Origin of the sequence: Devosia sp., assembly GCF_017307495.1 — a bacterium.
GTDB lineage: Bacteria > Pseudomonadota > Alphaproteobacteria > Rhizobiales > Devosiaceae > Devosia_A.
In genome coordinates this window covers 53,109-78,842 of record NZ_JAFKHE010000015.1, presented here as the reverse complement: position 1 = coordinate 78,842, position 25,734 = coordinate 53,109, and the positions used below count along the sequence as shown (strand labels likewise).

The window sequence follows — 25,734 nt, the reverse complement described above, 5'->3', positions numbered from 1 at the left end:
CAATTGCTAATAAATATTAGCTCCAAGGGAGGACTGCATGATCGGCGAGACGACGGCCTCGGGGGCCGACACGAGCGCACGCGACGAAATCTCGCTCGACGGCGCCTGGCGGTTCAGGCTGGAAGGCCATGGCGACTGGCGCACGGCGACCGTTCCGGGTCCCTGGCAGGCCGAGTTCGCCGACCTGCGCCACTCCACCGGCAAGGCCGTCTACGCCCGTCAACTGTCGCTCCCGGCCGGCTGGAAGGGGCGCGAGATCGCCATCCATTTCGGCGCCGTCAACTACTTCGCCGAGGTGCGCCTGAACGGCACGGTGCTCGGCACGCACGAGGGCGGCTACCTGCCGTTCGAGTTCATCGTTCCCGAGGGCACTCCTGCCGAAAGTGCACTGGAAGTCCACGTCACTCTGCCCAGCGGAGATGCGGTGGAATACCCGGACTTCCCGTTCGGCGAGATCCCGCACGGCAAGCAGAGCTGGTACGGCCCGCTCGGCGGCCTCTGGCAGTCGGTCAGGCTCATCGCCCGCGACAGGCGTCACCTCGCGCACGTGGCGATCGACGCCGACATCAGCGGCGAAGTGACCTTCGCCGTCCAGCGTTCAGCCGCTGCTGCCGGCGCCACCATCCGCGCCACCGTCGACGGCGTCACCGCCGAAACCACCGGCAACAGCCTGACACTCAAGCTGGATTCGCCAAGCCTCTGGTCGCCCGAGCACCCCAACCTCTACACGGCGAGGATCGAGCTGCTGGCCGGCGGCGAGGTCGTGGACAGCACCACCCACACCTTCGGCTTCCGCCGGATCGAGACCCGCGACGGCAAGTTCTACCTCAACGGCGAGCCGCTCTACCTGCGCGGCGCCCTCGACCAGGACTACTACCCCGAGGGCATTTGCACCCCGCCTTCGCTTGCCTTCCTCGAGGACCAGGCCCGGAAGGCCAAGCACCTCGGCCTCAACATGCTGCGCTGCCACATCAAGGTGGCGGACCCGCGCTACTACGAGGTCGCCGATCGCCTCGGCCTGCTCGTCTGGACCGAGATCCCCAACGTGCAGTACTTCACCGCCGCCGCGGCCCAGCGCATGCGCGACACGATGGAAGGCATCCTCGCCCGCGACGGCAACCACCCCTCCATCGTCACCTGGACGATCATCAACGAGGACTGGGGCACCCGGCTGATCGAGAATGCCGATCACCGCCAATGGCTCAAGGACACCTATGACTGGCTGAAAGCCCGGGATCCGCGCCGCCTCGTCGTCGACAACTCGGCCTGCATCCCGAACTTCCACGTCAAGACCGACATCAACGACTACCACTACTACCGCTCGGTGCCCGAACGCCGCGCCGAGTGGGAAAAGCTGACGCAGGAATTTGCCGACGCCGCCGACTGGACCTGGACGCCCTTCGGCGACGGTGAACGGCGCGGAGACGAGCCGCTGGTCGTCTCCGAGTTCGGCGTATGGGGCCTGCCCCACCCCGCTGAGGTCAGGAACGCCGCCGGCGAGGAGCCGTGGTGGGCCGAGACCGGCAGCAACTGGGGCGACGGCGCCGCCTACCCGCACGGCATCCAGAACCGCTTCAAGACCTACCACCTCGACAAGGTCTTCGGCTCGCTCGATGGCTTCATCGACAGCGTGCAGTGGTACCAGTTCGCCAATCTCAAGTACGAGATCGAGTCGATGCGCGCCCACGCGCCGATCCAGGGCTACGTCATCACCGAGATGACCGACGTGCACTGGGAGGCCAACGGCCTGCTCGACATCAACCGCAACCCGCGCGCCTTCCACGATCGCTTCGCCGAGATCAACAACGACCTGGTCATCGTGCCCCAGATCGACCGCCACGCGGTGTGGTCGGGGGACAGCGTTGCCCTCAGGCTCAAGGTCGCCACCGGCGGCCGGTCCGTGCCGGCCGGCGCGACGCTGACCTGGTCGGCCGAGGGCCAGAGCGGCAGGCTCGACGTGCCGGCGACCGGTGGCCTGGCCGTGGTCGACCTCGGCACGGCACAAGTCAGACTCGACGGCGCGACCCGCGTCGTCTCCATCGCGCTCCGGCTCGAGGCCGGCGGCAAGCTGCTCAGCAGGAACCAGATCGAGGTCTCGGTGTACGCGAAGCGCAGCGCCGGCCCCGCCAGGATCGCCGCTGCGGACGCGACCCTCGCGGCTTTCGCCAGCGGCCTCGGCTACAGGGTCACCGATGCGGCCTCGGCCGACCTCATCCTCACCCACGCGCTGGGCGAGGCCGATATCGACGCCATGCGCCAGGGCGCCCGCTACCTGGTCCTCGCCGACGGCTCGGTCGAGACGCACCGCAACCTGCGCATCGACCCGCCCCGCGCCGAACCGCCGACCATGCCACAGAGCAAGGAACGCGCCCGCCACCTCGGCTCGGAAACGCAGTTGCCCAACATCAACCTGGTGCTGCGGGACGGCACGCTGTGGCGCGGCGACTGGATCGCCAACTTCTCCTGGATCAGGCGCTCCGGCGCCTTCGCCGGCCTGCCGGGCGGGCCGCTGCTCGACGTTTCGTTCGATCGCGTCGTGCCGCACCATGTGCTGACCGGCTTCCGTTCGTGGGAATATGACGGGCTGGTCGACGCCGGCGTGGTCATCGGCTGGGTCAACAAGCCCGCCGCCACCATCGCCCGCCGCCGCGTCGGCAAGGGCGGCCTCGTGGCGACCACTTTCCGCCTCCTCAACGACGCGCCGGGCATCGATCCGGTAGCCGCCACCCTGTTCGACGGGCTGGTGACGACTACGGCAAACCTGGAGGTCGACTGAGGGCAGAACTGAATCAGCTTTTCGGGTTAGAAACGTGCCAATTCGCGTAAAAGCGGATGTGGTTTGAGGCTAAGCACCTGAAATTTCAGCTGAATTTTATTCTTCCTTTTGATACAGGATTGACAATATTGTCAGCCGCAATAGCATCGGCTCCGGCCCAGCAGATCCTCAATGGACGCACGGGCCGGGGACTACCGGGGAGGGACACGACTTGGCCGACATCAGGCTCGTAAACGTCAGCAAGCAATTCGGCAGCGTTCGCGTCATCGAGAACGTCACGATGACCATCGGGTCCGGCGAGTTCATGGTTTTCCTCGGGCCGTCGGGGTGCGGCAAGTCTACCCTGCTCCGCATGATCGCCGGGCTCGAGGAGATCGACGGCGGCGAAATCCATATCGGCGACAGGCGCGTCGACGCCTTGCCGCCGTCCGAGCGTGAAATCGCGATGGTGTTCCAGAACTATGCGCTCTACCCGCACATGAGCGTGCGCGAGAACATGTCGTTCGGCCTGCAGAACATTCGCATGCCCAGGGACGAGATCGCGCGCCGCGTCGCTGCCGCAGCCAAGACGCTCGAGCTCGAGCACCTGATCGACCGCAAGCCGGGCCAGCTCTCGGGTGGCCAGCGCCAGCGCGTCGCCATCGGGCGCGCCATCGTCCGCGACCCCAAGGCCTTCCTCTTCGACGAACCGCTTTCGAACCTCGATGCCGGCCTGCGCGTCCGCACCCGCATCGAGTTCGCCCAGCTGCACCAGCGCATGAAGACCACCATGATCTTCGTGACGCACGACCAGATCGAGGCCATGACGCTCGCCGACCGCATCGTGGTCATGAACAATCGCAAGATCGAGCAGATCGGCACGCCGATGGAGATCTACAACCGCCCGGCCTCGCGCTTCGTCGCCGCCTTCGTCGGTTCCCCGTCGATGAACTTCCTCCCCGTGCAGCAGATTTCCGATCGCGACGGCAAGGTCCTGGTCAGGCTCCCCGACAACTCCGAGATCCAGACCAACATCGTCTCGTCTCGCGTTCCCGACGACGGCAAAGTGACCTTCGGCATCCGGCCGGAGTCGGTGAAGGTTTCGGCCACCGGTGCGATTTCCGGCAAGGCCGACGTGGTTGAGCGCCTTGGCGAGCGCACGCTGGCCTATGTCCGGCTCGCCGACAATTCGGTGCTCATCGCCGAGGATGAGGGCCAGTCGAATCTGAACGTGGGCGACCAGGTACGCCTCGATATCGACGGTGCGTCGGCGCACCTGTTCGACGCCCGGGACGTCGCCTACAGCGCCGCCTGAGCAAGTGCATCGGTGAGGGGGAGAGATACGCCCTTATCTATCAAAGTTCCTGATCCATATCGGAAGATAGGTCAGTGATACGTCCTGAATGGCCGCTACTGCTCAATGCGTGGCCGGGCGGGACAGACCGGCGGGGCCGGTCGAGGTGAAACGACGCATGGAGCTCATCCTTTGGGAGGAAAACAAGTGATGAAGTCGTTCCTGAAAGTAGCCATGATGTCGGCAGCCCTGCTGTCGACCACCGGCCTCGTGCATGCCCAGGAAGTCGTGACCTGGTGGGACTTCCTCGGCGGCGGCGACGGCGTCCGCATGAAGGCGCTGATCGAGAAGTTCAACGAAGAGAACAAGGGCAAGATCGAGATCCAGGCCACCACGCTCGAGTGGGGCACCCCCTTCTACACCAAGGTCCAGACCTCGGCCGCCATCGGCGAGGGCCCGGACGTGATGACCTATCACCTGTCGCGCCTGCCGCTCGGCGTGCAGTCCGGAGCGCTTAGCGAAATCACCGCCGACGAGATCGCCGCTGCCGGCCTCTCCGCGTCGGACTACGCTGACTCGAACTGGAAGGCCGCCCAGGTCGATGGCAAGCAGTACGCCATCCCGTTCGATATCCACTCGATCATTCTCTACTACAACAAGGACATGCTGAAGGCCGCCGGCCTGCTCGGCGACGATGGCCTGCCCAAGGGCCTCGACGGCGTCGACAACTTCAAGGCCGCGCTGCAGAAGCTCAAGGACGGTGGCGCCGAGTACGGCGTGTCGATCCACTCGGCCGCCGGCGACAGCCAGTGGCGCATCTTCTACTCGCTGCTCGGCCAGCAGGACGGCAAGTTCCTCGACGACCAGGGCCAGTTCCTGGCGGGCGACAACCTCGACAAGGCGGTCAAGGCCGTCAACGTCGTGCAGGATTGGGTGAAGTCGGGCCTGGCTCCGGCCTCGACCGAGTACCCGGCCTCGATCGCGCTGTTCACCGGCGGCAAGGCGGCCATGCACATCAATGGCGTGTGGGAAGTCCCGACCATGACCGACCTCAAGGCCAAGGGCGAGCTGTTCGATTGGGGTGCCATCGCGCTCCCGACCTTCTTCGACCACCCCGCCACCTGGGCCGACTCGCACTCCTTCGCGATCCCGAACCGCGTCGGTAATCCGGTCTCGGCCGAAAAGCGCGCCGCGGTCATGCAGGTCATCGCCTGGATGAACAAGAACTCGCTCGCCTGGGCTGACGCCGGCCACATCCCGGCCTACTCGCCGGTCCGCGATAGCGAGGAGTTCAAGACCAAGCAGCCGAACGCCACCTACTCGGTGCTGGCCCAGACGGCCGTGTTCGACCCGTCGTCGGTCCTCGCCGGCGTGGCCTCGCCCGTCTACGACGCGGCCGGCAACTACCTGATGCCCGCCATCAACGGCGAACTCGACGCGCAGTCCGCCATGGAGCAGATGCGCGACGATCTGCAGGGGCAGGTCGAGTAAGCTTCAGCAAGACCCGGTCGGCCGGCGCCCTCGCGGTGCCGGCCGCACCGATCTGAGACCGGCAGGGGAGGGCCAGTACCAATGTCAGCAGCCGATATCGCCAGCGACGTGCCGAGCAAGGCACGCAAGCGACGCTTCAACACCAGGGAAGTGCTTGCGGCGCTGGTCTTCGTCCTGCCCTTCGTGCTGGTCTACGCCGTCCTGTTCATCTACCCGACCATCCAGATGATCCTCTTGAGCTTCCAGAAGGCTCCGCTGATCGGCGCCGGGACCTGGGTCGGTTTCGACAACTACGCCAAGCTGTTCAAGGACAAGCTGTTCGGCGTGGCCTTCTGGAACACCGTCTACTTCGTCGCCCTGACGGCGGTCCCCTCCACCCTTCTGGCGCTGGCCATTGCCATCGGCATCAACCGGCTCAAGGGCTGGGTGCAGTCGCTGATCCTCGCCTGCTTCTTCATCCCCTACATCCTGCCGGTGTCGGTGGTGTTCCGCGTCTGGGGCTGGATGTTCGACAGCCAGTTCGGCATCCTGCAGCCGCTCATCGCGCTGGTCGCCGGCGGCAACGTGCCGGTCTTCCGCACCCTACCGCTGTTCATGCCGACCGTCGCCTTCATCACCATCTGGTGGACGATCGGCTTCAACATCCTGCTCTTCATCGCCGGCCTCAGGAACATCTCGCCCGAGATCTACGAGGCCGCCTCGATCGACGGCACCAGCAAGTGGCGCCAGTTCGCCCGCATCACCTGGCCGCTCATCTGGCCGGTGACAGTGCTGGTGCTGACCATCCAGCTCATCGCCCAGTTCAAGATCTTCGACCAGGTCTACCTGTTCGGCAACGGCGGCCGCTCGGACGCCACGATGGGCCTGGTGCAGCTGATCTACCGCAGCGCCTTCCAGAAGAACAACGGCGGCTACGGCGCCACCGTCGCGGTCGTGCTGTTCCTCGTCATCGTCGTGTTCTCGGTCCTGCAATTCCAGCTTCTTCGCGCCCGGGGAGGCGACAACAAATGAGCTCGGTCGCTTCCACCCCCGCCGCCGGCGAGATCGCGGGCCTCAGCCCGCGCCGGCGCAAGCTCATCAATGCGCTGAACATCGGCGGCCTCATCGCCACGGTCATCACCGTGCTGGGCGCCATCTTCTGGGCCTTCCCGCTCTACTGGGCGGTGGTGACCACCCTCAAGGTCGAGAACGACATCGTCCAGCCGGGCATCCAGCTCTGGCCGCAGCGCTTCACGCTCGACGCCTATACGCACGTGCTGTTCAACACCAAGATCGGCACCTGGTACATCAACTCGCTCGTCACCGCCGTGTCCGTGACGGTGCTCGTGGTGATGATCTCGGCCCTCGCCGGCTACGCCATCAGCCAGCTGAGGTTCCCCGGCCGCCGCATCCTGTGGTGGATCATCCTCGCCAGCTTCATGATCCCCATTCCGGCCCTGATCGTGAACCACTTCGTGCTGATCAGCCAGTTCAAGCTGTTCAACACCTGGCTGGGCGTGATCCTGCCGCAGCTGGTCTACGGCCCGGTGACCGTCATCATCTACAAGCAGTTCTTCGACAGCGTGCCCAAGGAGCTGCGCGAGGCCGCCACGATCGACAACGCCAACGAGTTCCAGATGTTCTTCCGGCTCTACCTGCCGATGAACTGGGGCATCACCACCGCGCTGGCCATCATCACCTTCATCGGCGCCTGGAACCAGTTCCTGTGGCCGTTCCTTGCCGTCACCGACGAGCAGATGATGAACGTGACGGTCGGCATCACGCAGGTCACCGACGCCTTCGGGGTGAAGTATGCCCGCGACCTCGGCAGCGCCATCCTCGCCGGCCTGCCCGTGGCGATCGTCTACCTCATCTTCCAGCGCCGCGTGACCGAGGCCATCATGCTGTCGGCCGGCATCAAGGGCTGAACTCCGCCCCCGCAGGCACCCCGGGCGCCGGATTGCCTCCGGCGCCCTTTTTGTCCGGTCGCCGTGGGGAAAGGGCGCGCGGGCGCTCTGCTCGGGGCTCAACGCAATCGATTTCGGCCCATTCACGCCTTGCGGTCATTTCGCACATTATTTTGTGAATCTGATACAATCCGGCCACCGATCGAAAAAACCTCATAGTTTCAAAGCGCTTCCGCCGGGGGACGGCGCACGCGGCCGAGGTCGGCATCACCATCTACCATTCCAGCTGTTGACTCACCTGAATCCGCCGTTTAACGCTTGAGAATATTGGAGGAAATGGCCAGGCCGCTCTGGAGGGAGCGGAGGCCGATGGTGGGGGAGACGCCAAGCCAATGCCGCAGGGTACCATCTAGCTGTCCCATGGGCAGTGCCAGCAACAGCAGGTCCGCTCTGACCGCTGCCTGACCCCGTCAGGCAGGGCGATGCGCGCCGCGCCCGATCGGGCCCGCGCCGCCTGCACGCTGCTCGCACGGCCCCGAGAACGGCCCCGAACGGGGCCGCGGATGACGGCGCATGGTGTTCGCGAGCCCTGAGGCTCGCATTGGCCGGTTTTCCCGCACCGCAGAAACAAGATGGCCAGTCTATCTTGGAGGTGAGGAGAACACAAAGGCCATACAGGCCGCTTCATCAAATACAAGCCACCCGCCGTGGGTGGCCGATGCTTTCCTCTGACAGTCAAGGGAGAATCTGTCACATGGTCAAACTGAAACTACTAACAGCCGCAGCGCTGGCAGCGATGACGCTGGCCGCGCCGATGGCGGCCAGCGCGCAGGAGGCCACCGGCCTCGCCGCGACTGCGCCCAAGGAAATCGTTCCGGCCACGCCGCTTCCGGATGTGCCGCGCAACCAGACCGTCGTGCTCGGCTGGGGCGTTGCTGCATCCTCGCCGATCGGCGTGACCAACCCCTGGGCCCTGCCCGGCTACACCCACCAGGAAGGCAACGTCTTCATGTGGGAGCCGCTGATGTACTTCGCCATCTTCAAGGGCGAGTACATTCCGTGGCTGGCCGACAGCATGGAATACACCGACAACACCTTCACCGCGCTCGAGATCAAGCTGAACCCGGGTGCCAAGTGGAGCGACGGCCAGCCGGTCACGGCCAAGGACGTGAAGTACACGTTCGACGGCCAGCTCAACAATGACAAGCTGCCCTACCACGCGCACTTCGACCAGTTCGTGCAGTCGACCGACATCGTCGACGACCAGACGGTCAAGGTGACGTTCAAGGTCCCGGCGCCGCGCTTCAAGTTCGAAGTGCTGACCGAGAAGTTCGACACCGGTATTCCGATCGTTCCGGAGCACTGGCTGAGCCAGCAGCCCGACGTCAACATGGCGCCCGGCAGCGTCGATATCCCGCACTCGGGTCCGTATGACCTGAAGGCGTGGAACGCCAACCAGAAGATCTTCGACTACCGTCCCGACTGGTGGGCGGTCGCGGCCGGCCGTATCGCCGAGCCTGCCGTCAAGCGCATCGTCATCGCCAACATCACCGGCGTCTCGATGGACACGGTCGCCCAGCGCGTCGTGAACAACGAGTTCGACTCCGCGCTCGACATGCGTTCCTCGGTGATCGGCAACATCCTTGCCCAGAACCCCGAGATCACGACGCATACCGGCAGCGAGTCGCCCTACGGCTATCTCGACTGGTGGCCGAACTCGCTGTGGATGAACACCCAGCTCGAGCCCTACAACGACCCGCGGGTCCGTCGGGCCATCAGCCTGGTGATCAACCGCGACCAGATCAACGACGTCCTCTATGACGGCGCCAAGATCGCGACCATCTACCCGTTCCCGCTCTACCCGAACCTGCAGGCCTTCGCCGACTCGCCCGCCGTCAAGGCGCTCGAGGAGCAGTACCAGCCCGGCAAGTTCGATCCCGAAGAGAGCAAGAAGCTCATGGAGGAAGCCGGCTTCACCATGAACGGCGACGGCCTGTGGGAGAAGGACGGCAAGACCATCGACGGCACCATCCAGGGCTTCGAAGGCATCCATAGCGATATCGTCCCGATCCTGGTCGAAATGCTCCGCCAGGGTGGCTTCGATGCCGCCATCAACTTCGGTCCTGACGCCTACCAGAACATGGCCGACGGCAAGGCCGGCTTCTACATGTTCGGCCACGGCGCTTCGCTCTACGACCCGTTCGAGGCCCTGAACCTCTTCCACGGCAAGTACAGCAACGCCATCGGCACTTCGGCCGGCAACAACCGGTTCTCGCGCTACAAGAACCCGGAGTTCGACCAGATCCTCGACTCGATCGCCCCGCTCTCGTCCGACGATCCGAAGTTCCAGGAAGGCGCTGCCAAGGCCCTGGGCATCTACTGGCGTGACCAGATTGACGTTCCGATCATCCAGTGGCTGCACCGCATCGCCTACAACCAGCACTACTGGAAAAACTGGCCGACCCAGGCCAACCCGGCGATGGGCACGAACGGCGCCTTCTGGGCCCAGACCGGTACCCTGGTCATCACCTCGCTGCAGCCGACCGGCGCGCAGTAAGCAACGAAACGACATCGGAGTGCGCGTCCGCGCGCACTCCCCCACTTTCTGGTGCCGGAGTTGCCCAAGTGAACTTCAAGCTGATCGCAAAGCGCCTTTCCTTCCTGGTTCTGGTCATTTGGGCCGCATCGACGATCGTATTCTTCATCCCTCGCCTCTCGCCCCGTAACGCCATCCGTGAGCGCTTCGCCGAGCTGGCGCGCTCCGGCGGCTTCTCGCCGGGCGACCTCGAGAAGATCATCGCCAACATGAACCAGCAGTTCGGCCTCGATAAGCCGCTGCTGGAGCAGTACTGGAGCTATCTCGGCAACATCGTCCGCATGGATTTCGGCTACTCGCTGAACCGCTATCCGTCGACCGTCACCGACATCATCGCCCAGGCCCTGCCCTGGACATTCTTCCTGCTGCTCGTCACCACGATCCTCAGCTTCATCATCGGCAACCTGCTCGGCGCCGTCTCGGCCTGGCCGAAGGCGCCGCGCTGGCTGCGCTCGATCGCCACGCCCTTCGTGCTGCTGACCGGCGTGCCCCCCGTCATCATGGGCGTGCTGCTGCTGTTCTTCATCGGCTTCCGCTTGAAACTCCTGCCGCTTGGCGGCGCCTACTCGATCGGCACCGTGCCGAACTGGTCGTGGGAATTCGCCCTCGACCTGCTCAAGCACCAGATGCTGCCGGCGCTGGCGCTCATCCTCGGTTCCGTCGGCGGCTGGGTGCTGTCGATGCGCGGCATGGGCGTCACCATCCAGGGCGAGGACTACGTCAACTTTGCCGAGCACAAGGGCCTGACCGGCGGTCGCATCTTCCGCGACTACTACCTGCGCAACACCCTGCTGCCGCAGGTGACGGGCCTCGCGCTCGCGCTCGGCACGGTCGTCACCTCCGCCATCATCGTCGAAGGCATCTTTGGTCTGCCCGGTCTCGGCACGGTGCTGCAGAACGCCATCAAGTCGAATGACTTCCCAACCATCTACGGCATCGTGCTGTTCATCACGATCGCCATCGCCGTGCTCATGGCCGTGCTCGAGTTCATCTACCCGCTGCTCGACCCGCGCGTGCGCAACAATCAGTAGGAGCCCGGACAATTGACCACGATCGTTGCAACTGCGGCCCCTGAAGCAGACGTCCGGCAGCCCGGCCGCCTCACGCTCCTGCTGCGCTACTTCAACCGCAACCGGGGCCTGGCCATCGGCCTCGCCATCCTGATCGCGCTGATCCTGTTCACCGTCATCGGCATGATGGTGATCAATCCCAAGCAGGCCTATCCGCTGTCCGTCGCGACCAAGAAGCCGCCGAGCCTGCAATACCCGTTCGGCACCGATTTCTTCGGGCGCAACCTGCTCGCCGCCATGGTGGTGGGCATGTGGCAGACGGCGGTGATCGGCGTCATCGCCGGCGGCCTCGGCACCTTCATCGGCGTCGTGCTCGGCTTCATCTCGGCCTATTTCGGCGGCTGGGTGGATTCGACCATCCGCACCGTCTGCCAGATCCTGACCCCGATCCCCGTGCTGCTGATCCAGGTCGTCGTCGCCGGCTCGCTCGACAAGCGCGACGTCACCATCATCACCATGGCGCTGATCGTCGTGATGCTCGCCTGGATGGGGCCGACGCTCGTCATCCGCGCCCAGGTGCTCACCATGAAGGAGCGCCAGTTCGTCGCCGTCGCCAAGCTCAGCGGCGTCGGGGACCTGTCGATCATCTTCAAGGAGATCCTGCCCAACCTGCTGCCGTTCATCGCAGCGGCGTTCGTGGGCCAGGTGTTCTCCGCCGTGTTCGCGTCCTTCTACCTCGCCGTGCTCGGCCTCGGCCCGCTGCGCGAGCCCCTGCTCGGCAACATCATCTGGGCCGCGCAGCTGCAGGGCGCCTTCTTCAACGGCTGGTGGTGGTGGCCGATCGCGCCTTCGGTCGCGATGATCCTGATCCTCGGCTCGCTCGCCCTCATCAACATGGGCCTCGACGAACTGGCCAATCCGCGCGTGCGGCGGACGGAGTAATGACTATGACTCTCGCAACCACGGAATCCGCCGCCGGCCGCGACGTCCGGCCGGCCAAGGCCGAACCCGTCCTCCGCGTCGACGATCTCGTCGTCACCTACTACACCGACCTCGGCCGTGCCCGCGCCCTCGACAACGTGAGCTTCACGCTCGCGGCCGGCCAGAAGATGGGAATGGTCGGCGAGTCCGGCTCGGGCAAGTCCACCCTCGCCCTCGCCATGATGCGCATGATCAAGCCACCCGGGCGGATCGAAGGCGGTCACGTCTGGGTCGGCGGCACCGACCTGCAGTCGCTCAACGACGAGGGCATGCGCAAGGCCCGGCTGAGCAAGATCGCCTACATCCCGCAGGGGGCGATGAACTCGCTGAACCCGGTAATGCGGATCGGGGCGCAGATGGTCGACGCCATCAAGTCGCACGTGCGGGGCGAGAGCCGGTCCTCGATCGAGGATCGCTGCGCCCATGCGCTCCGCTCGGTCGATCTCGACCCCAGCGTTGCCCGCATGTATCCGCATGAGCTTTCCGGCGGCATGAAGCAGCGCGTCTGCATCGCCATCGGCATCCTGCTCAGGCCCGAAGTCATCATCGCCGACGAGCCGACCAGCGCGCTCGACGTCGTGACCCAGCGCCAGGTGATGGAAACCATCGACAAGGTCCAGGACGACATCGGCGCTGCCGTCATCCTGATCGGCCACGACATGGGCCTGATGGCCCAGACCATGGACCAGGTGGCGGTGATGTATGCCGGCCGGCTCGTCGAGGTCGCAACGGTCCGCGACATGTTCACCGATCCCAAGCACCCCTACTCGCAGGCGCTGATCTCGAGCCTGCCGACGCTCGACAACCGCGGCGAATTCAAGGGCATCCCGGGCCTCGCGCCCTCGCTGCTCCGCCTCCCCTCCGGTTGCGCCTTCCACCCGCGCTGCCCGTTCGCGTCAGAGCGATCGAGGACGGAAAAGCCCAAAGTGCACACCCTTCCCGGCGGCCGCCTGGTCGCCTGCCACCTCTACGAAGGGGAGGCTGTGACCAATGGCTAACCTGCTGGAAATCAGGAACGTTACCAAGGTCTACCAGCGCGGCCTGCTGTCCTCGCACGCCAAGATCGCGCTCAAGGACTTCTCGCTGACGCTGAAGGAAGACGAGCCGACCATCCTGACCGTCGCCGGCGAGTCCGGCTCGGGCAAGACCACGCTCGCCATGCTGCTGCTCGGCTTCATCGCGCCGACCACCGGCGAGATCCTCTACCGAGGCCAGAACATCACCACCCTGCGCGGTCCCGATCGCATCGCCTACCGCCGCGAGGTGCAGGCCGTGTTCCAGGATCCGTTCGCGGTGTTCAACCCGTTCTACACGGTCGATCACCTGCTCACCGTGCCGATCAAGCAGTTCAAGCTCGCCAAGTCCGGCAAGGACGCCCGCGACAAGATGCACGAGGCCCTGACGGCCGTGGGCCTGCGCCCCGAGGACGTGCTCGGGCGCTTCCCGCACCAGCTCTCGGGCGGCCAGCGCCAGCGCATCAATGTCGCACGCGCGCTGCTGCTCAAGCCCCGTCTGCTGATCGCCGACGAACCGGTGTCGATGGTGGATGCCTCGCTGCGCGCCAACATCCTCGAGTCGCTCAAGAACATGCACCGCGACCACGGCGTGACCATCATCTACATCACCCATGACCTGACCACCGCCTACCACGTCGCCGACTCCATCACCGTCCTCTACCGGGGCGACGTGGTCGAGAAGGGCGACGTCGAGAGCGTCATCCGCAACCCGCAGCACGCCTATACGCGCCTGCTCGTCGACTCGATCCCGTGGCCCAATCTCGACCAGAAATGGGGCCAGCACTCGATCCGGTCGCAGGAGTCGCAGGACCAGTTCCGTGCGGAGGCGCCCACGCCCTAGGCGCTCCGCCGCTCTCCCCGTTCTGGCCCGGTCCAGCGCCCGGGCCTCATTCGCCAGCCGCCTCGCCGCGGCTTGGCCTCGTCGCATTAGGATACGAAGATGCTTGAAATCGCCGAGTTCATTCCCCCCAAGCCGCAGCCGCTGTGGAAGCTGGCCAAGCAGGCGGGCGTCGACCTGGCCGTCGCCGGCCTTCCCTTCGATACCCTGCAGGCCGGCGAGCGCGTCAGTTCGCTCTCGGCACTGCAGCGCATGAAGGACACCTATGCCGACGGCGGCTTCGAGATCCGCGTCATCGAGTCCCGCCCCCCGCTCAACAAGGCCAAGCGCGGCCTCGAGGGGCGCGACGAGGAGATCGACGTCGTCTGCGAACTGATCACCAACATGGGCAAGCTCGGCATCCCGGTCTGGTGTTATGAGTGGATGACCGACTTCAACTGGGTGCGCACCAATATGGCGACCCCCAGCCGTGGCGGCTCGGTGGTCACGAGCTTCAACGTCGACGACGTGCCCGACGACATCACCTCCAACCCACCGATCAGCGAGGAAAAGCTCTGGGAGACGCTGGAATACTTCCTGCGCCGCGTGCTGCCCGTTGCCGAGAAGGCCGGCGTCAAGCTCTCGATGCACCCCGATGATCCGCCGATCACCCCGATCAAGGGCGTGTCGCGCATCATGCGCACCATCCCGAACTACCAGCGCCTCGTCGACATGCTGCCGTCCGACTACAACACCATCACGCTCTGCCAGGGCAACTTCACCCTGATGACCGACGACCTGCCGCGCGAGATCCGCAAGTTCGGCAAGAAGATCAGCTTCGTGCACTTCCGCGACGTCAAGGGCGTGCCGACCAACTTCCAGGAGACCTGGCACGACGCCGGCAAGACCGACATGCTCGCCACCATGAAGGCGTACAGGGACATCGGCTTCGACGGCGTGCTGCGCCCCGACCACGTCCCCACCGTCGAAGGCGACAGCAACGAGAACGCCGGCTACTCCGCCTTCGGCCGCCTCTACGCCATCGGCTACATCCGCGGCCTCCACGAAGCCGTCTATTCGAACTGAGACATCGTCATGAAGATCGCACTCACCGGTTCATCCGGCGGCATCGGCCGCGCCATCATCAAGGAAGCCCGCAAGCAGGGCCACGATCTCGTCTGCATCGACCGCGTCGCCGCGCCCGAGACCGAGGAGACCAGGGACCTGCATTTCATCCAGGCCGACATGGATGAATTCGACAAGCTCGTCGCCGCCTTCGCCGGCTGCGACGCCGTCATTCACATGGCGGCCATCCCTTCGCCCGGCCGGCATCCGGATCACGTCGTCCACAACAACAACGTCGTGGGCAGCTACAACGCGCTCCAGGCCGCCGTCGACAACGGCATCATGCGCATCTGCCAGGCCTCGAGCGTCAACGCCATCGGCCATTCCTACAGCCGCGACCCGCACTACGACTACCTGCCGATCGACGAGGAGCATGCCAACTACTCCGAGGAGCCCTACAGTCTCTCAAAGTGGATCTGCGAGGCCCAGGCCGACGCCTTCGCCCGCCGCTGGGACGACATCTCCATCGCCTCGATGCGCTTCCACTGGGTCGTGCCCGAGCGCGAGCTTGCGGCGCGCAACTTCACCCCGGACGCGCCCGAGCCCAAGAAGCACCTCTTCGCCTATACCCGCTTCGACGCGGCGGCGCGCGCCTGCCTCCTCAGCCTCGAGGGCAGGTTCAAGGGCCACGAGGCCTTCTACATCGTGGCGCCCGACACCACCATCGACATCCCCAGCCTCGAGGCGGCTGCAAGGTACTTCCCGGGCATTCCGATCAAGGGCGACCTGAGCGGCCGCAAGGCCTTCTTCAACTCCTCCAAGGCCGAGCGCATGCTCGGCTGGAAGCACGACCTCTAGCCTCGGGTGAGGCGGGCGACGCTGCGCCCGCCTCGCGTCGCCCTCCCCTGCCTGTTCGCCCGCCGGGAACCGAACGGCCCGTCCGGGGTTGATCCTTGTTCATGATTGGAGGGACGCCATGAGATTTGCTGCAACGTTTGCCTTCGCTCTCGCGGTGCTCGCAACCGCCCCCGTTCTCGCCCAGGGCACCCCCGACTCCGCGGTCGCAGGCACCAAGCAGTTCGAGATGAAGGTGCTGGCCGACGGCCTCGACAGCCCGTGGGAGGTCACCTGGGGGCCGGACAACTGGCTCTGGGTCACCGAGCGCACCGGCGGCAAGATCACCCGCGTCAACCCGGCCGACGGCAGCAAGCAGGTCGCCATCAAGATCGATGAGGTCTCCGCCCCCGGCGGCCAGGATGGCCTGCTCGGCATGGCGCTGGACCCCGGCCTGCTCCAGGGCACCGGGCACGACTACGTCTATGCCTCCTACACCTATGTCGACAAATCGCTCGGCGGCATCCCCTGGGTGAAGGACCCGGCCAGCCCCTATCACGACCTGTGGGTGAAGATCGTCCGGCTCACCTACGACAAGGCGAGCGGCACCCTTTCCGACCCGGTCGACCTCATTTCCGGCATGCCCGGCAAGAACGACCACAACTCGGGTCGCCTCAAGTTCGGCCCGGAAGGCAAGCTCTACTACACCATCGGCGACGGCGGTAAGGACCAGCTCGGCAACTGGTGCATCCCCATCGAGGCGCAACGCCTGCCCACCGCCGACGAAATGGCCGGCAAGAACTGGATCGCCTACCAGGGCAAGTCGCTGCGGCTGAACCTCGACGGCTCGATCCCGGACGACAACCCGGTCCTCGACGGGGTGAAGAGCCACGTCTTCACCTACGGCCACCGCAACATGCAGGGCATCGATTTCGGCCCGGACGGCACGCTCTACGCCTCAGAGCAGGGCCCCAAGACCGACGACGAGGTGAACATCCTCGTGCCCGGCGGTAACTATGGCTGGCCGCACGTCGCCGGCTTCCGCGACGACAAGGCCTATGTCTATGCCCGCTGGGCCGACTCGACCAACCCGCCCTGCGACCAGTTGACCTTCAGCGACATCACCATCCCGCCGTCGGTCCCGACCGAGAAGGAGACGAGCTGGACCGAGCCGATGCAGGATCCGATCGCCACCCTCTTCACCGTCCCGAGCGACTGGAACTTCCAGGATCCGGCCTGCAAGGGCATCGACTTCATCTGCTGGCCCACCGTCGCCGCCTCCTCCATCCAGGCCTATTTCCCCAAGGCCGGCGAAGGCATCCCCGGCTGGGAGCACTCGCTCCTCGTCACCACGCTCAAGCGCGGCTCCATCTATCGGGTTCCCCTCTCGGCTGACGGCAAGACCGTCGCCGGCCCGATCGAGCGCTATTTCCAGTCCGAGAACCGCCTGCGTGACATGGCGCTCAGCCCCGACATGAAGACCCTTTACATCGCCACCGATGTCAGCGGCCTCGTCGGCACCATGGACGGCGGCGCCGGCACGACGCTCCAAAACCCCGGCGCCATCCTCGTCTACACCTACACCGGCGAGGGCAACGGCGCGGCGGCTGCAACGACCGGCAAGCCAGCAGCCGACAAGGCGCCCGCCACCGCCGCCGCGGCAGGCGAGCCGGTGACCTTCACCGCCGAGCAGGCCGCCCGCGGCAAGACCGCCTACGATGCGAACTGCGTCTCCTGCCATGGCCCCGACCTGGTCAGCGCCAACTACGGCCCGCCGCTGGCCGGCAGCTACTTCGAGGGCAAGTGGGTCGGCCAGAGCGCGGCGGCGCTTTACAACCACGTCCATGACCGCATGCCGCCGTCCCGCGCCGGCCAGCTCGGCGACCAGACCTATGCCGACCTCGTCGCCTACATCCTGCAGGTCAACAGCCTCAAGGCCGGCGACAAGGAACTACCCGCCGACCCGGCGGCGCTGGCATCGATGGTCATCGCCAAATAGCGGCCAAAAGAATGGAGCCGTCCGGGCGCATGGGCTTCCGGACGGCTCCAGTGAGGCCCGATCACTATCGCCGCCCCGCCTTCCGGCTTGATGAAGCCGATCGCACCGAGTCTCATCTAATTTGACGCGCAACCGCCGTACCTGCCCCTCATCCCGGCAGGGGGCGACGAGAAAACGGACAGTGCCGCAGCATCCCCTCTCCCCTCCGGGGAGAGGGTCAGGGTGAGGGGCAGACCACACGCAATTCAACCGTTGCGCGAGTCGACTAGTCCAAAAACACCTTGACGCTGTCCGACCGCCCCTCGGCATCGACCACCGACAGCGTCACGAAGCCCGGGCCGTCCGGCAGCCAGCTCTCCTGCCGCGCAAACGCGCTCCGCCCGATCGGCGCGCCATTGGCAAAGAAGGTGAACGGCGGCACCCCGTTGCGGACCTTGACGATCAGCGGCGCACTGTCCCCCGACGCAATACCCAGGTCGACGTCCACACCATCCTGCGGATAGGCGATCTCGGGCGCCGCGTCGCGCTTCACCTTCTGCTCGTCCGGATGCCGGAACCGCTTGAGCGGCGCCGGCAGCTCGGCGTTCGAAGCGAACACCACCCCCGGCGGCGCATCGCGCAACGGCACGGTGGTCTTGGCCAGTCGGTCGAAACTCTCGAACAGGATCGGTGCCGCCGAACCGATGCCGGTGATCCCGGGGACCGCCGAATTGTCCGGACGCCCCACCCACACCCCCACCACCGTCTTGCCATCGAAGCCGATCGCCCAGGCGTCGCGATAGCCATACGACGTGCCCGTCTTGTACGCGATCCGCCCCGGCGACCCGTTGAGCGGCGGCGGCACGTCGGCGAGGATATTGGCCACGTACCAGGCCGCCACCGGACCGAGCACCGGCGCCGGGGTCGCGTCATCCCTGGGCGGCTGCTTCACCCCGTCCTGCAGCACGACCGGCGAGCCGCCCCGCCCGATTGCCGCGTAGATCGAGACGAGATCGCGCAGCGTCACGCCGACGCCGCCCAGCCCCACCGCCAGGCTTGGCGCCGTATCCACCGGAAGCCGCGGATTGGCATGCGCCCGCTTCATCCGCGCCACCAGCCGGGCCGGCCCGACCGCATCGAGCACCACGATGGCCGGAATGTTCAGCGACTCCGTCAGCGCCTGCCTTATCGTCACCGTGCCGCGGTTGAAGCCGTCGAAATTGACCGGCACATAGCCGTTGAACGCGGTCGGCCGGTCCTCGATCAGGCTCTCGGGATGCGCGAGCCCGAGTTCGAACGCCAGCCCGTAGATCAGCGGCTTCAGCGTCGAGCCGGGCGAGCGCACCGCCTCGGTCATGTCGACATAGCCGTTGCTCTCGGCATTGAAGAGCCCGGCCGACCCGACCGAGGCCAGCACGTTGCCCGTCGCCTGGTCGGCCACCACGATCGCCACCGACAGCCGGTTACCCATCTGCGCCGCGCGGTCGGCGCCGAGCTTTTCGAGCGCCGCCTGCAGCCGTCGGTCGATGGTCAGTTCGATCTGCCGCGCATTGGGGCGCGCCTTCACCGCCGCCTCGGCGAGGTGCGCTGCCAGCATCGGGAAATCGCGTCGCGCCCTGGGGATCGGCTCGCGCTTCGATGTCGCGGCCTCCTCGGCGTCGATCACCCCCTCGGCAACCATCCGGTCCAGCACGCGATCCCGCGCCGCCAGCGCCGCCGCCGGGTCGCGATCGGGCCGCCGCGCCTCGGGCGATTGCGGCAGCGCCACCAGCAGTGCGCTTTCCGCCGTCGTCAGCCGGCTCGGCTCCTTGCCGAAATAGGCGAGGCTCGCCGCCCGGATGCCTTCGATATTGCCGCCATAGGGTGCGAGCGTCAGGTAGAGCGTCAGGATCTCGTCCTTGCTCAGTTCCCGCTCCAGCGCGTCGGCATGCACCATCTGCAGGATCTTGCCGGCAAGGTTGCGCGTCGGCTTGCGCTCGAGCAGCCGCGCCACCTGCATGGTCAGCGTCGAGCCGCCCGAAACGATATGCCCCGCCGCCGCATACTGCGCCGCCGCGCGCAGCATCGAGCTCCACTCGATGCCGTGGTGGCTGGCGAAATCCTTGTCCTCATAGGCCAGCAGCATGTCGATGAAGCGCCGGTCGACCTCGGCAATCGTCACCGGCAGCCGCCAGCGCCCGCCATCGGTGGTGAACGGCCTGAGCAGCAGCCCCGCCTTGTCGACCACCGCCGTCGACACCGGCAGCGTCGCCACCGCCGGCGCCGGCGGCACCGTCGCGCGAATATCGCGCAGGACCGCGAGCCCATAGAGCGAGGCCATCATCCCGCCCCAGGCGACCAGCACTGCCGCGGCAGTGAAAAGTCCTGGGATAAGCCTGCGTGCTTGGCGCCCCTCACCCTGACCCTCTCCCCGGCGGGGAGAGGGGACGTTGTGGATCTGTCCGCGGTCTAGCGCCCCCTCTCCCCTCCGGGGAGAGGGTTGGGGTGAGGGGAAGTCTCCCCCCGCACCAGCCTTGCGACCACCCCCGCTCATGGCCCGGTCGCGCCGACCTCGATCGAGCCTGCGTCGGTATTGGCGCGCAGCTCCGGCCGATACATGTCTTCCACCGTCGCCCCCGGCATCACGAACGAGCCCGGGGAGACGGCACGGACCATGTAGGCGGTCGTCACGCTCGACGTGTCCGAGGTGAAGCGGAAGGCGGCGACGAACTGGTCGGTCCGCGACTCCACGTGGCTCGGCGTGTCCAGCGTCAGCCAGCTGAGGTCGGCGACGCCCGAGCCCTGCAGCAGGTCGGGATTCTCGATCTCGAACCCGGCCGGCAGCGGATCGGCGATCACGTACTGGCCCGAGCCGAGCTGCGTCGGCTGCGCCGTCAGCACCACGACGAAGCGGTCGTTCTGCTTCACGTTGCTGAAGTCGGCCACTTCGCCCGTGACGGTGTAGTAGTCGCGCTGCAGGGTGAAGCCGTTCTCGCTTGGTCCCGGGGGCTCGGCCGGGATGGCGGTGCTCGTCACCTTCATCTCGGTCGGCTGGTTGCCGTTGTTGGTCACCTCGACGCTGAGCCCGTCGAAATGCTCCTGGTCGTAGCGCCGGTACGGCGAACCCGTCAGCTTCTCGCCGTCGATCGACACCGTGCCGTCGGCGGCCGACTGGCCCAGGGCCGAGGCGGCGACCAGCGTCCAGGCGTCTTCCTGCGTCGAGGTCCAGCGGGCCTGGTCGCGGAGCGTCCCGAGCCTGCTCGTCAGCGCCGCGATATCGACGCCGGCAGGCTTGAACTCGGCCGCCAGGGCCAGCACGCCCGCCGTGTCGCGGAGCTGGCTGCCATAGTCGATGCGGTACTTGTTCTTCTCCTCGCGCGCCTTCAGGTCCTCGACCGCCGCCTGGAAGGCCGTGGCCGCCCGGGTCTTGTCGCCATAGAGGGCGAGCGCCGCCCCGAGCTGGGCCTTGGCCAGCGGCGAGCCGAAGTTGGACAGCCGTGCCTCGAGATAGTAGCGCAGGTCGCCGATGGCGGCCCGGCCGGCACGGGCGAGATCGTAGAGCGCGAACGCCACGTCCTCGCCGCCCAGCGTGAAGTCGGTGGCGTACGACACCTGGTTGCCCAGGTTGTCGAGCGCCCGCGTCATCGCCAGCTCCGGCACCTCGTATCCGGCCGCCTTGGCGCGCAGCAGGAACTCGGTCACGTAGCTGTCGAGCCACAGGTCGGTCGTCGAGTAGGGATCCCAGAGGCCGAACCCACCGGACGACGTCTGCTTGCTCAACAGGTTCTTGATCGCATCCTTGATCCGCTGGTCGATCTCGGCATCCGTGCCGATCCCGACCATTGCCGCCACCTCGTTGAGGTAGAGCAGCGGCAGGGCCCGGCTCGAGATCTGCTCGGCGCAGCCATAGGGATAACGATCGAGCGACAGCAGCAGCCCGGGCACGTCGAGCCGCGCGATCGCACCGATCGCCAGCGTCGCCTCGCCGGTATGCGGCACCATGCCGTCGAACAGGCTCTTGTCCAGCGTCACCGTCTCGCCGATCCCGAGCGGAAGCAGCTTGCTGGTCGTCACCGGCGCACTCGCCGCGCGCACGCCCAGCGTCAGCTCCTTCACCTGTACATCGCCGTTGGGGGCGGTGACGGTGACCTTGAGCTTGTGGTCGCCGATGCCGGTGCCCGTCAGCTTGAGATCGAGCCCGGTCCGGTCGCCGACATTGAGCTCGACGCTGGTTTCGGCCGCGTCGGTCGCGAGCCCGTCCTCGGTTTCGAGCGCGACCTTGTAGGTGCCGGCCTCGCCCGAGATATTGTTGACCTCGACCAGGAGCCGCGACGTGTCGTTGAGCCTCAGGAACCGCGGCGGGCTCAGGTTCACCACCACCGGGTCATGCACGACCACGTCCGCCGAGGCGTGCCCGATGGCACCGGCCGACCAGGCCATCGCCATCAGCCGCACCGTGCCGTTGAAGTCGGGCATGTCGAAGCTCACCTCGGCCGTTCCGTCCGGCGCCACTTCGACGATGCCGGAATGCATCGCCACGAGCACCGAAGTCGCCGGCGGCGTGCCGAGGCGCGATGCGCCCCCGTCACCGCCCGAGCGCAGTGCGCCCGGCGTGCCCTGGGTCGGGTCGATCAGCTGGCCGTAGAGATCGCGGAACTCCATGCCGAGCTGGCGCTGGCCGAAGAACCAGCCATCCGGATCCGGCACCTGGAACTTGGTGAGGTTGAGGATGCCCAGGTCCACCGCCGCCACGGCCACATAGGCCCTGTCGCCCGGCCTGGCATTGGCAAGCTTCACCGTGCTCTTGAGCGGCTGCCGCGGCAGCGCCTCCTTCGGCGCGTCGATCGACACGTCGAACTCGAGGTCACCCGGGTCGACGTCGGCATAGGCAAGGCCGAGCGCGCGCGCCGGCATGCGCTTGGCTTCCGCGCTCGCCGGACGATACAGCATCGCCGTCACATAGGCGCCGGGGCCCCAGTCGTCGGTCACCGGCAGCTCGACCGAGGTACCGCCTTCCGGCACCTCGACCGCCTTCATGTCGATGATGCGGTCGTCGACCACCATCACCAGCGCCGTGCCGGCGAACTGCGGATCGAGCTTCAGCACCGCCGTCTCGCCCGAGTGATAGGCCTTCTTGTCCAGCGCCACCTTGAGCGTGTCCGGCGTGTCCGAACCCGCTTCCGGATAATAGTAGCCGGCATAGAACTCATAGGTCGTCGATGTGGCGCCCTCGCCCGTGCTCGACACCTCGAGCCGGTACTGGCCCCAGTCGACCGCCGCCGAGACCTCGACCGGCGCCACGGCCGTCGCGTCGACGGTGCCGTTGGCGACCTCGCGCGTCGTCGTCACGCCTTCCCACTTCCAGGCGCCGTTGTCGCGGTACCACTGGTAGTTGGTCTCGACCCGCGACAGGCGCCATTCGATCCCGGCCTTGTCGACGGTCTTGCCGTCCGGCCCGACGGCGATGATGTCGAAGCCGGCCTCGCTGCCTTGCTGCAGCCCGTCGGCGGAGGCGAAGGTCGGCTTGACGCCGATCCGGTCGACCGTCGCCTGCACCGGACGGGTCAGGCTGCGCTCGACGGCGCGGCCATTGCTGTCCACCAGCCGCATGATCAGCTGCGCCTCGAGCGGCTTGGTCGTCTCCTGCGGCAGGCTGACCGTCACTTCGGCCGTCGCGTTGCCCTCCGCATCCGTCGTCCCGACCGTGCCGAGCGGCTCGCGCGACACCTGGAACGGATCGTCCAGCCGCCCGAACGAATAGCCAGGGAAGCCCGGCAGCGACCCCACCGGCCGCAGCACCACGTCGGCTTCGACCCCGAGGTCGGGCGCCGTCGCGCCATAGAGATACTTCGCCGCGACCGTGACCTCGGTCACTTCGTCGGGGACGATCGGCTGGTCGGCCGCGCTGATCTCGAAGGCGAGCCGCTCCGGCTCGAAATCCTCGACCAGGAAGCCGACGGTGGTCAGCGCCTCGGCCTTCGGATCGGCATAGATCCGCACCGACCACGAGCCGCGCATCGCCTCGGGCGCCAGTTCGATCGGCTGGAAATAGCCGCCCGCCCCGCCATCCTTGATCAGCATCGTCTCGTCGACCACGCCATCCGGACGCTGCACTTCCAGCGTCAGCGGCAGGTCGGTCACGGCCTTGGCGTGCACGTCGCGCAACAGGGCCGTGATGAATACCGTCTCGCCCGGCCGGTACACGCCGCGCTCGGTGGTGGCATAGATATCGAGCGGCCCCGGCGACGGCCGGCCCTCGACACCACGGTCGGTCAGGTCGAACGCCGACTTCGACACGTCGAGGAACGCATAGTCTTCCTCGTTCCCCGTCTCGGCGACGATCAGCTGCGGCGCCCGGCCGCCTTCGCCGCGCGCGAGACCCGGCGCGAAGTCGGCCTTGCCGTCCGCATCGGTCGTCGTCTCGCCGAGGATCTCGTTGTTCACCGCGACGAGCCGCACCTTGGCGCCCGCCACCGGCTGCGCGCTGGTCAGCGAGCGCACGAACGCGTGCTCGCCATCGTCGCCGGAAACCGTGGTCAGCCCCAGGTCGGTGACGATGAACCACTGCGTCGCCATCTCCTTCCAGTATTCGTCCTGGCTGCCCGTCACCCTGGCCGTCACCACATAGGCGCCCGGCTGCAGGTCCTTGATCGCGTCGCGCACCGGAATGGCGGTCACGCCGAGCACATTGGGCGCCCCCTGCGCCAGGTCGACCGTGCCTTCCCAGATCTTCTCGCCATAGGAATTGGCCACGTCCTCGGCCGAATAGCCGTCGAGCGTGCGCTGGAAGATGCCATTGCGCACCGCCGTCGCGATATTGCGGTCGCCGATCCGGTAGATCACCGCATCCGCCGACTTGGCGTTGACCGAGGTGATCGGCAGCCCGCCGCCGAGCCCGGCCGGCATCACGTAGGCGTTGTTGGCAAAGCCGACGAACGGCGCGCGGTCCGGCACGTAGAGGTCGAGCTCGACATCCGAGCGCAACTGCTCGCCGCTCGCCGACGGCAGGCCGGCGCGCAGCTTGATGTGATAGCGCCGGCCATGCTCGACGCCGGTGAGGCAGATCTGGCTCTGGTCGCTTTCCACCGCCACGTTCCGGGCATTGTCGACGACGACATAGCTCGAGAGGTCCGTGTCGCCGGTCGGCAGCGGATCGGAGAACACGGCGCAGATGCGCGGCTCGGCCGCCTCGGCATCCACCTGGTTCGAGGTCACGCGGAAGCCGTGCTCGGCGACCACCTTGTCGAGCCGCGCCTGCAGCGTCGCATCGTCCACCAGCCCCACGCTCATGCGATAGGTCGCGATGGCCTCGCGCCACATCTCGCGCCGCTCGAGCGCCTTGCCGAGCCCGGCCAGGGCCGCCGCCTTCTCCTGCGGCGTCTCCGACAACATGTAGGCGTTGAGCGCCGCATATGAGCCGTTGACCGCGAGGTCATAGGTGCCATTGCCGGCCGCCGCCTCGATATCGGCGCGCTTGTCGGTCTCGTCGGCGAGCTTCAGCCACACCGCCGGATCGTTCTTCACGATCGCCAGCGCCTGCCGGTACGAGACCATGGCCGCCGACGGATTGTTCTGCGCCGCCGCCTCGTCGCCCGAGGTCACCAGGTCGTAGTAGGTCACGCCCGGCGGCGGCGGATCGGTCTGCGGCAGGCTGTTGGCGAAATAGACGGCGGAATCGAACAGGTCGCGCGCCGGGAACGGCAGCGCATTCACCCGCTCGGTGATGATCTCGTCGACCGACGGGTTGTACTCGACCTGCCCCGAGGTCGCGCCCTTGAACGATTTCGCCGTGCCCGCCTCGCCCTTGAGGAAGCACCACTTCGATTTCGCGTTGAAGGTGAATGCCTGGCACAGCCTGTCGTCCGTGCACGCCGCCTGGCACTGGTCGAGCGTCACGCCCTTCTGCACCGCATAGTCGAAGCCGGGCAGGTCCGTGTCCGGCAGCAGCGTGATGCTGCGCTCCTGCGCCATCACCGGGCTGAGAGAGAGGAAAACGCTCGCCACGAGCCAACAGGCGGTCCGAACAAGCCGC

15 protein-coding genes are annotated in these 25,734 nt (G+C 66.6%); 13 read left to right on the top strand and 2 right to left on the bottom strand.

The window, feature by feature from the left end; translation table 11 throughout:
* The first annotated feature begins 37 nt into the window (after positions 1-37).
* The 13 genes from J0I99_RS06725 to J0I99_RS06665 all read left to right on the top strand — a co-directional run bounded on the left by J0I99_RS06725 (position 38) and on the right by J0I99_RS06665 (position 17,744).
* Positions 38-2,776 carry a glycoside hydrolase family 2 protein gene (locus tag J0I99_RS06725; RefSeq protein ID WP_291396734.1) on the top strand — a complete coding sequence of 913 codons (2,739 nt, stop codon included), beginning with the start codon at positions 38-40 and terminating at the stop codon, positions 2,774-2,776.
* 211 nt (positions 2,777-2,987) lie between these two features.
* Positions 2,988-4,070, top strand: a complete 1,083-nt coding sequence (locus tag J0I99_RS06720; protein WP_291396732.1) for an ABC transporter ATP-binding protein — start codon at positions 2,988-2,990, stop codon at positions 4,068-4,070.
* 189 nt (positions 4,071-4,259) lie between these two features.
* Positions 4,260-5,540, top strand: coding sequence for an ABC transporter substrate-binding protein (locus J0I99_RS06715; protein ID WP_291394064.1), 1,281 nt, complete (start codon positions 4,260-4,262; stop codon positions 5,538-5,540).
* Positions 5,541-5,621: 81 nt separating this feature from the next.
* Positions 5,622-6,551, top strand: a complete 930-nt coding sequence (locus tag J0I99_RS06710; RefSeq protein ID WP_291394065.1) for a carbohydrate ABC transporter permease — start codon at positions 5,622-5,624, stop codon at positions 6,549-6,551.
* Between the two features lie 65 nt (positions 6,552-6,616).
* Positions 6,617-7,447 (top strand): carbohydrate ABC transporter permease, encoded by an 831-nt coding sequence (locus tag J0I99_RS06705; protein WP_291396995.1) that lies wholly within the window; start codon positions 6,617-6,619, stop codon positions 7,445-7,447.
* 733 nt (positions 7,448-8,180) lie between these two features.
* Positions 8,181-9,983: an ABC transporter substrate-binding protein gene (locus J0I99_RS06700; protein WP_291394066.1), complete on the top strand. Its 1,803-nt coding sequence runs from the start codon at positions 8,181-8,183 to the stop codon at positions 9,981-9,983.
* Positions 9,984-10,051: 68 nt separating this feature from the next.
* Positions 10,052-11,053 carry an ABC transporter permease gene (locus J0I99_RS06695; RefSeq protein WP_291396730.1) on the top strand — a complete coding sequence of 334 codons (1,002 nt, stop codon included), beginning with the start codon at positions 10,052-10,054 and terminating at the stop codon, positions 11,051-11,053.
* 12 nt (positions 11,054-11,065) lie between these two features.
* Positions 11,066-11,974: an ABC transporter permease gene (locus J0I99_RS06690; protein WP_291390171.1), complete on the top strand. Its 909-nt coding sequence runs from the start codon at positions 11,066-11,068 to the stop codon at positions 11,972-11,974.
* A gap of 5 nt (positions 11,975-11,979) precedes the next feature.
* On the top strand, positions 11,980-13,011 hold the full coding sequence (locus J0I99_RS06685; protein WP_291396728.1) for an ABC transporter ATP-binding protein: 1,032 nt from the start codon (positions 11,980-11,982) through the stop codon (positions 13,009-13,011).
* Positions 13,004-13,870, top strand: coding sequence for an ABC transporter ATP-binding protein (locus tag J0I99_RS06680; protein WP_291396726.1), 867 nt, complete (start codon positions 13,004-13,006; stop codon positions 13,868-13,870). Before J0I99_RS06685 ends, J0I99_RS06680 begins: the two co-directional genes overlap by 8 nt.
* A gap of 99 nt (positions 13,871-13,969) precedes the next feature.
* Positions 13,970-14,932 carry a mannonate dehydratase gene (locus J0I99_RS06675; RefSeq protein WP_291390167.1) on the top strand — a complete coding sequence of 321 codons (963 nt, stop codon included), beginning with the start codon at positions 13,970-13,972 and terminating at the stop codon, positions 14,930-14,932.
* Positions 14,933-14,941: 9 nt separating this feature from the next.
* Entirely contained in the window at positions 14,942-15,769 is an 828-nt protein-coding gene (locus J0I99_RS06670; RefSeq protein ID WP_291396724.1) for an NAD(P)-dependent oxidoreductase, read from the top strand.
* A gap of 118 nt (positions 15,770-15,887) precedes the next feature.
* On the top strand, positions 15,888-17,744 hold the full coding sequence (locus tag J0I99_RS06665) for a glucose/sorbosone family PQQ-dependent dehydrogenase (protein ID WP_291396722.1): 1,857 nt from the start codon (positions 15,888-15,890) through the stop codon (positions 17,742-17,744).
* A gap of 265 nt (positions 17,745-18,009) precedes the next feature.
* Here J0I99_RS06665 and pbpC read toward each other — a convergent pair whose 3' ends face one another.
* Together pbpC and J0I99_RS06655 are read right to left on the bottom strand one after the other, a co-directional pair.
* Positions 18,010-20,043 (bottom strand): penicillin-binding protein 1C, encoded by a 2,034-nt coding sequence (gene pbpC / locus J0I99_RS06660; RefSeq protein ID WP_291396720.1) that lies wholly within the window; start codon positions 20,041-20,043, stop codon positions 18,010-18,012.
* Between the two features lie 209 nt (positions 20,044-20,252).
* A complete protein-coding gene (locus J0I99_RS06655; protein WP_291396718.1) occupies positions 20,253-25,706 on the bottom strand; it encodes an alpha-2-macroglobulin family protein in 5,454 nt (1,817 codons plus the stop codon).
* Positions 25,707-25,734: the final 28 nt, after the last annotated feature.

Coding starts and splice junctions, on each gene's coding strand:
- J0I99_RS06725 (WP_291396734.1), top strand. CDS start 38: ATGATCGGCGAGACGACGGCCTCGGGGGCCGACACGAGCGCACGCGAC.
- J0I99_RS06715 (WP_291394064.1), top strand. CDS start 4,260: ATGAAGTCGTTCCTGAAAGTAGCCATGATGTCGGCAGCCCTGCTGTCG.
- J0I99_RS06710 (WP_291394065.1), top strand. CDS start 5,622: ATGTCAGCAGCCGATATCGCCAGCGACGTGCCGAGCAAGGCACGCAAG.
- J0I99_RS06700 (WP_291394066.1), top strand. CDS start 8,181: ATGGTCAAACTGAAACTACTAACAGCCGCAGCGCTGGCAGCGATGACG.
- J0I99_RS06685 (WP_291396728.1), top strand. CDS start 11,980: ATGACTCTCGCAACCACGGAATCCGCCGCCGGCCGCGACGTCCGGCCG.
- J0I99_RS06680 (WP_291396726.1), top strand. CDS start 13,004: ATGGCTAACCTGCTGGAAATCAGGAACGTTACCAAGGTCTACCAGCGC.
- J0I99_RS06675 (WP_291390167.1), top strand. CDS start 13,970: ATGCTTGAAATCGCCGAGTTCATTCCCCCCAAGCCGCAGCCGCTGTGG.
- J0I99_RS06670 (WP_291396724.1), top strand. CDS start 14,942: ATGAAGATCGCACTCACCGGTTCATCCGGCGGCATCGGCCGCGCCATC.
- J0I99_RS06665 (WP_291396722.1), top strand. CDS start 15,888: ATGAGATTTGCTGCAACGTTTGCCTTCGCTCTCGCGGTGCTCGCAACC.
- pbpC (WP_291396720.1), bottom strand. CDS start 20,043: ATGGCCTCGCTCTATGGGCTCGCGGTCCTGCGCGATATTCGCGCGACG.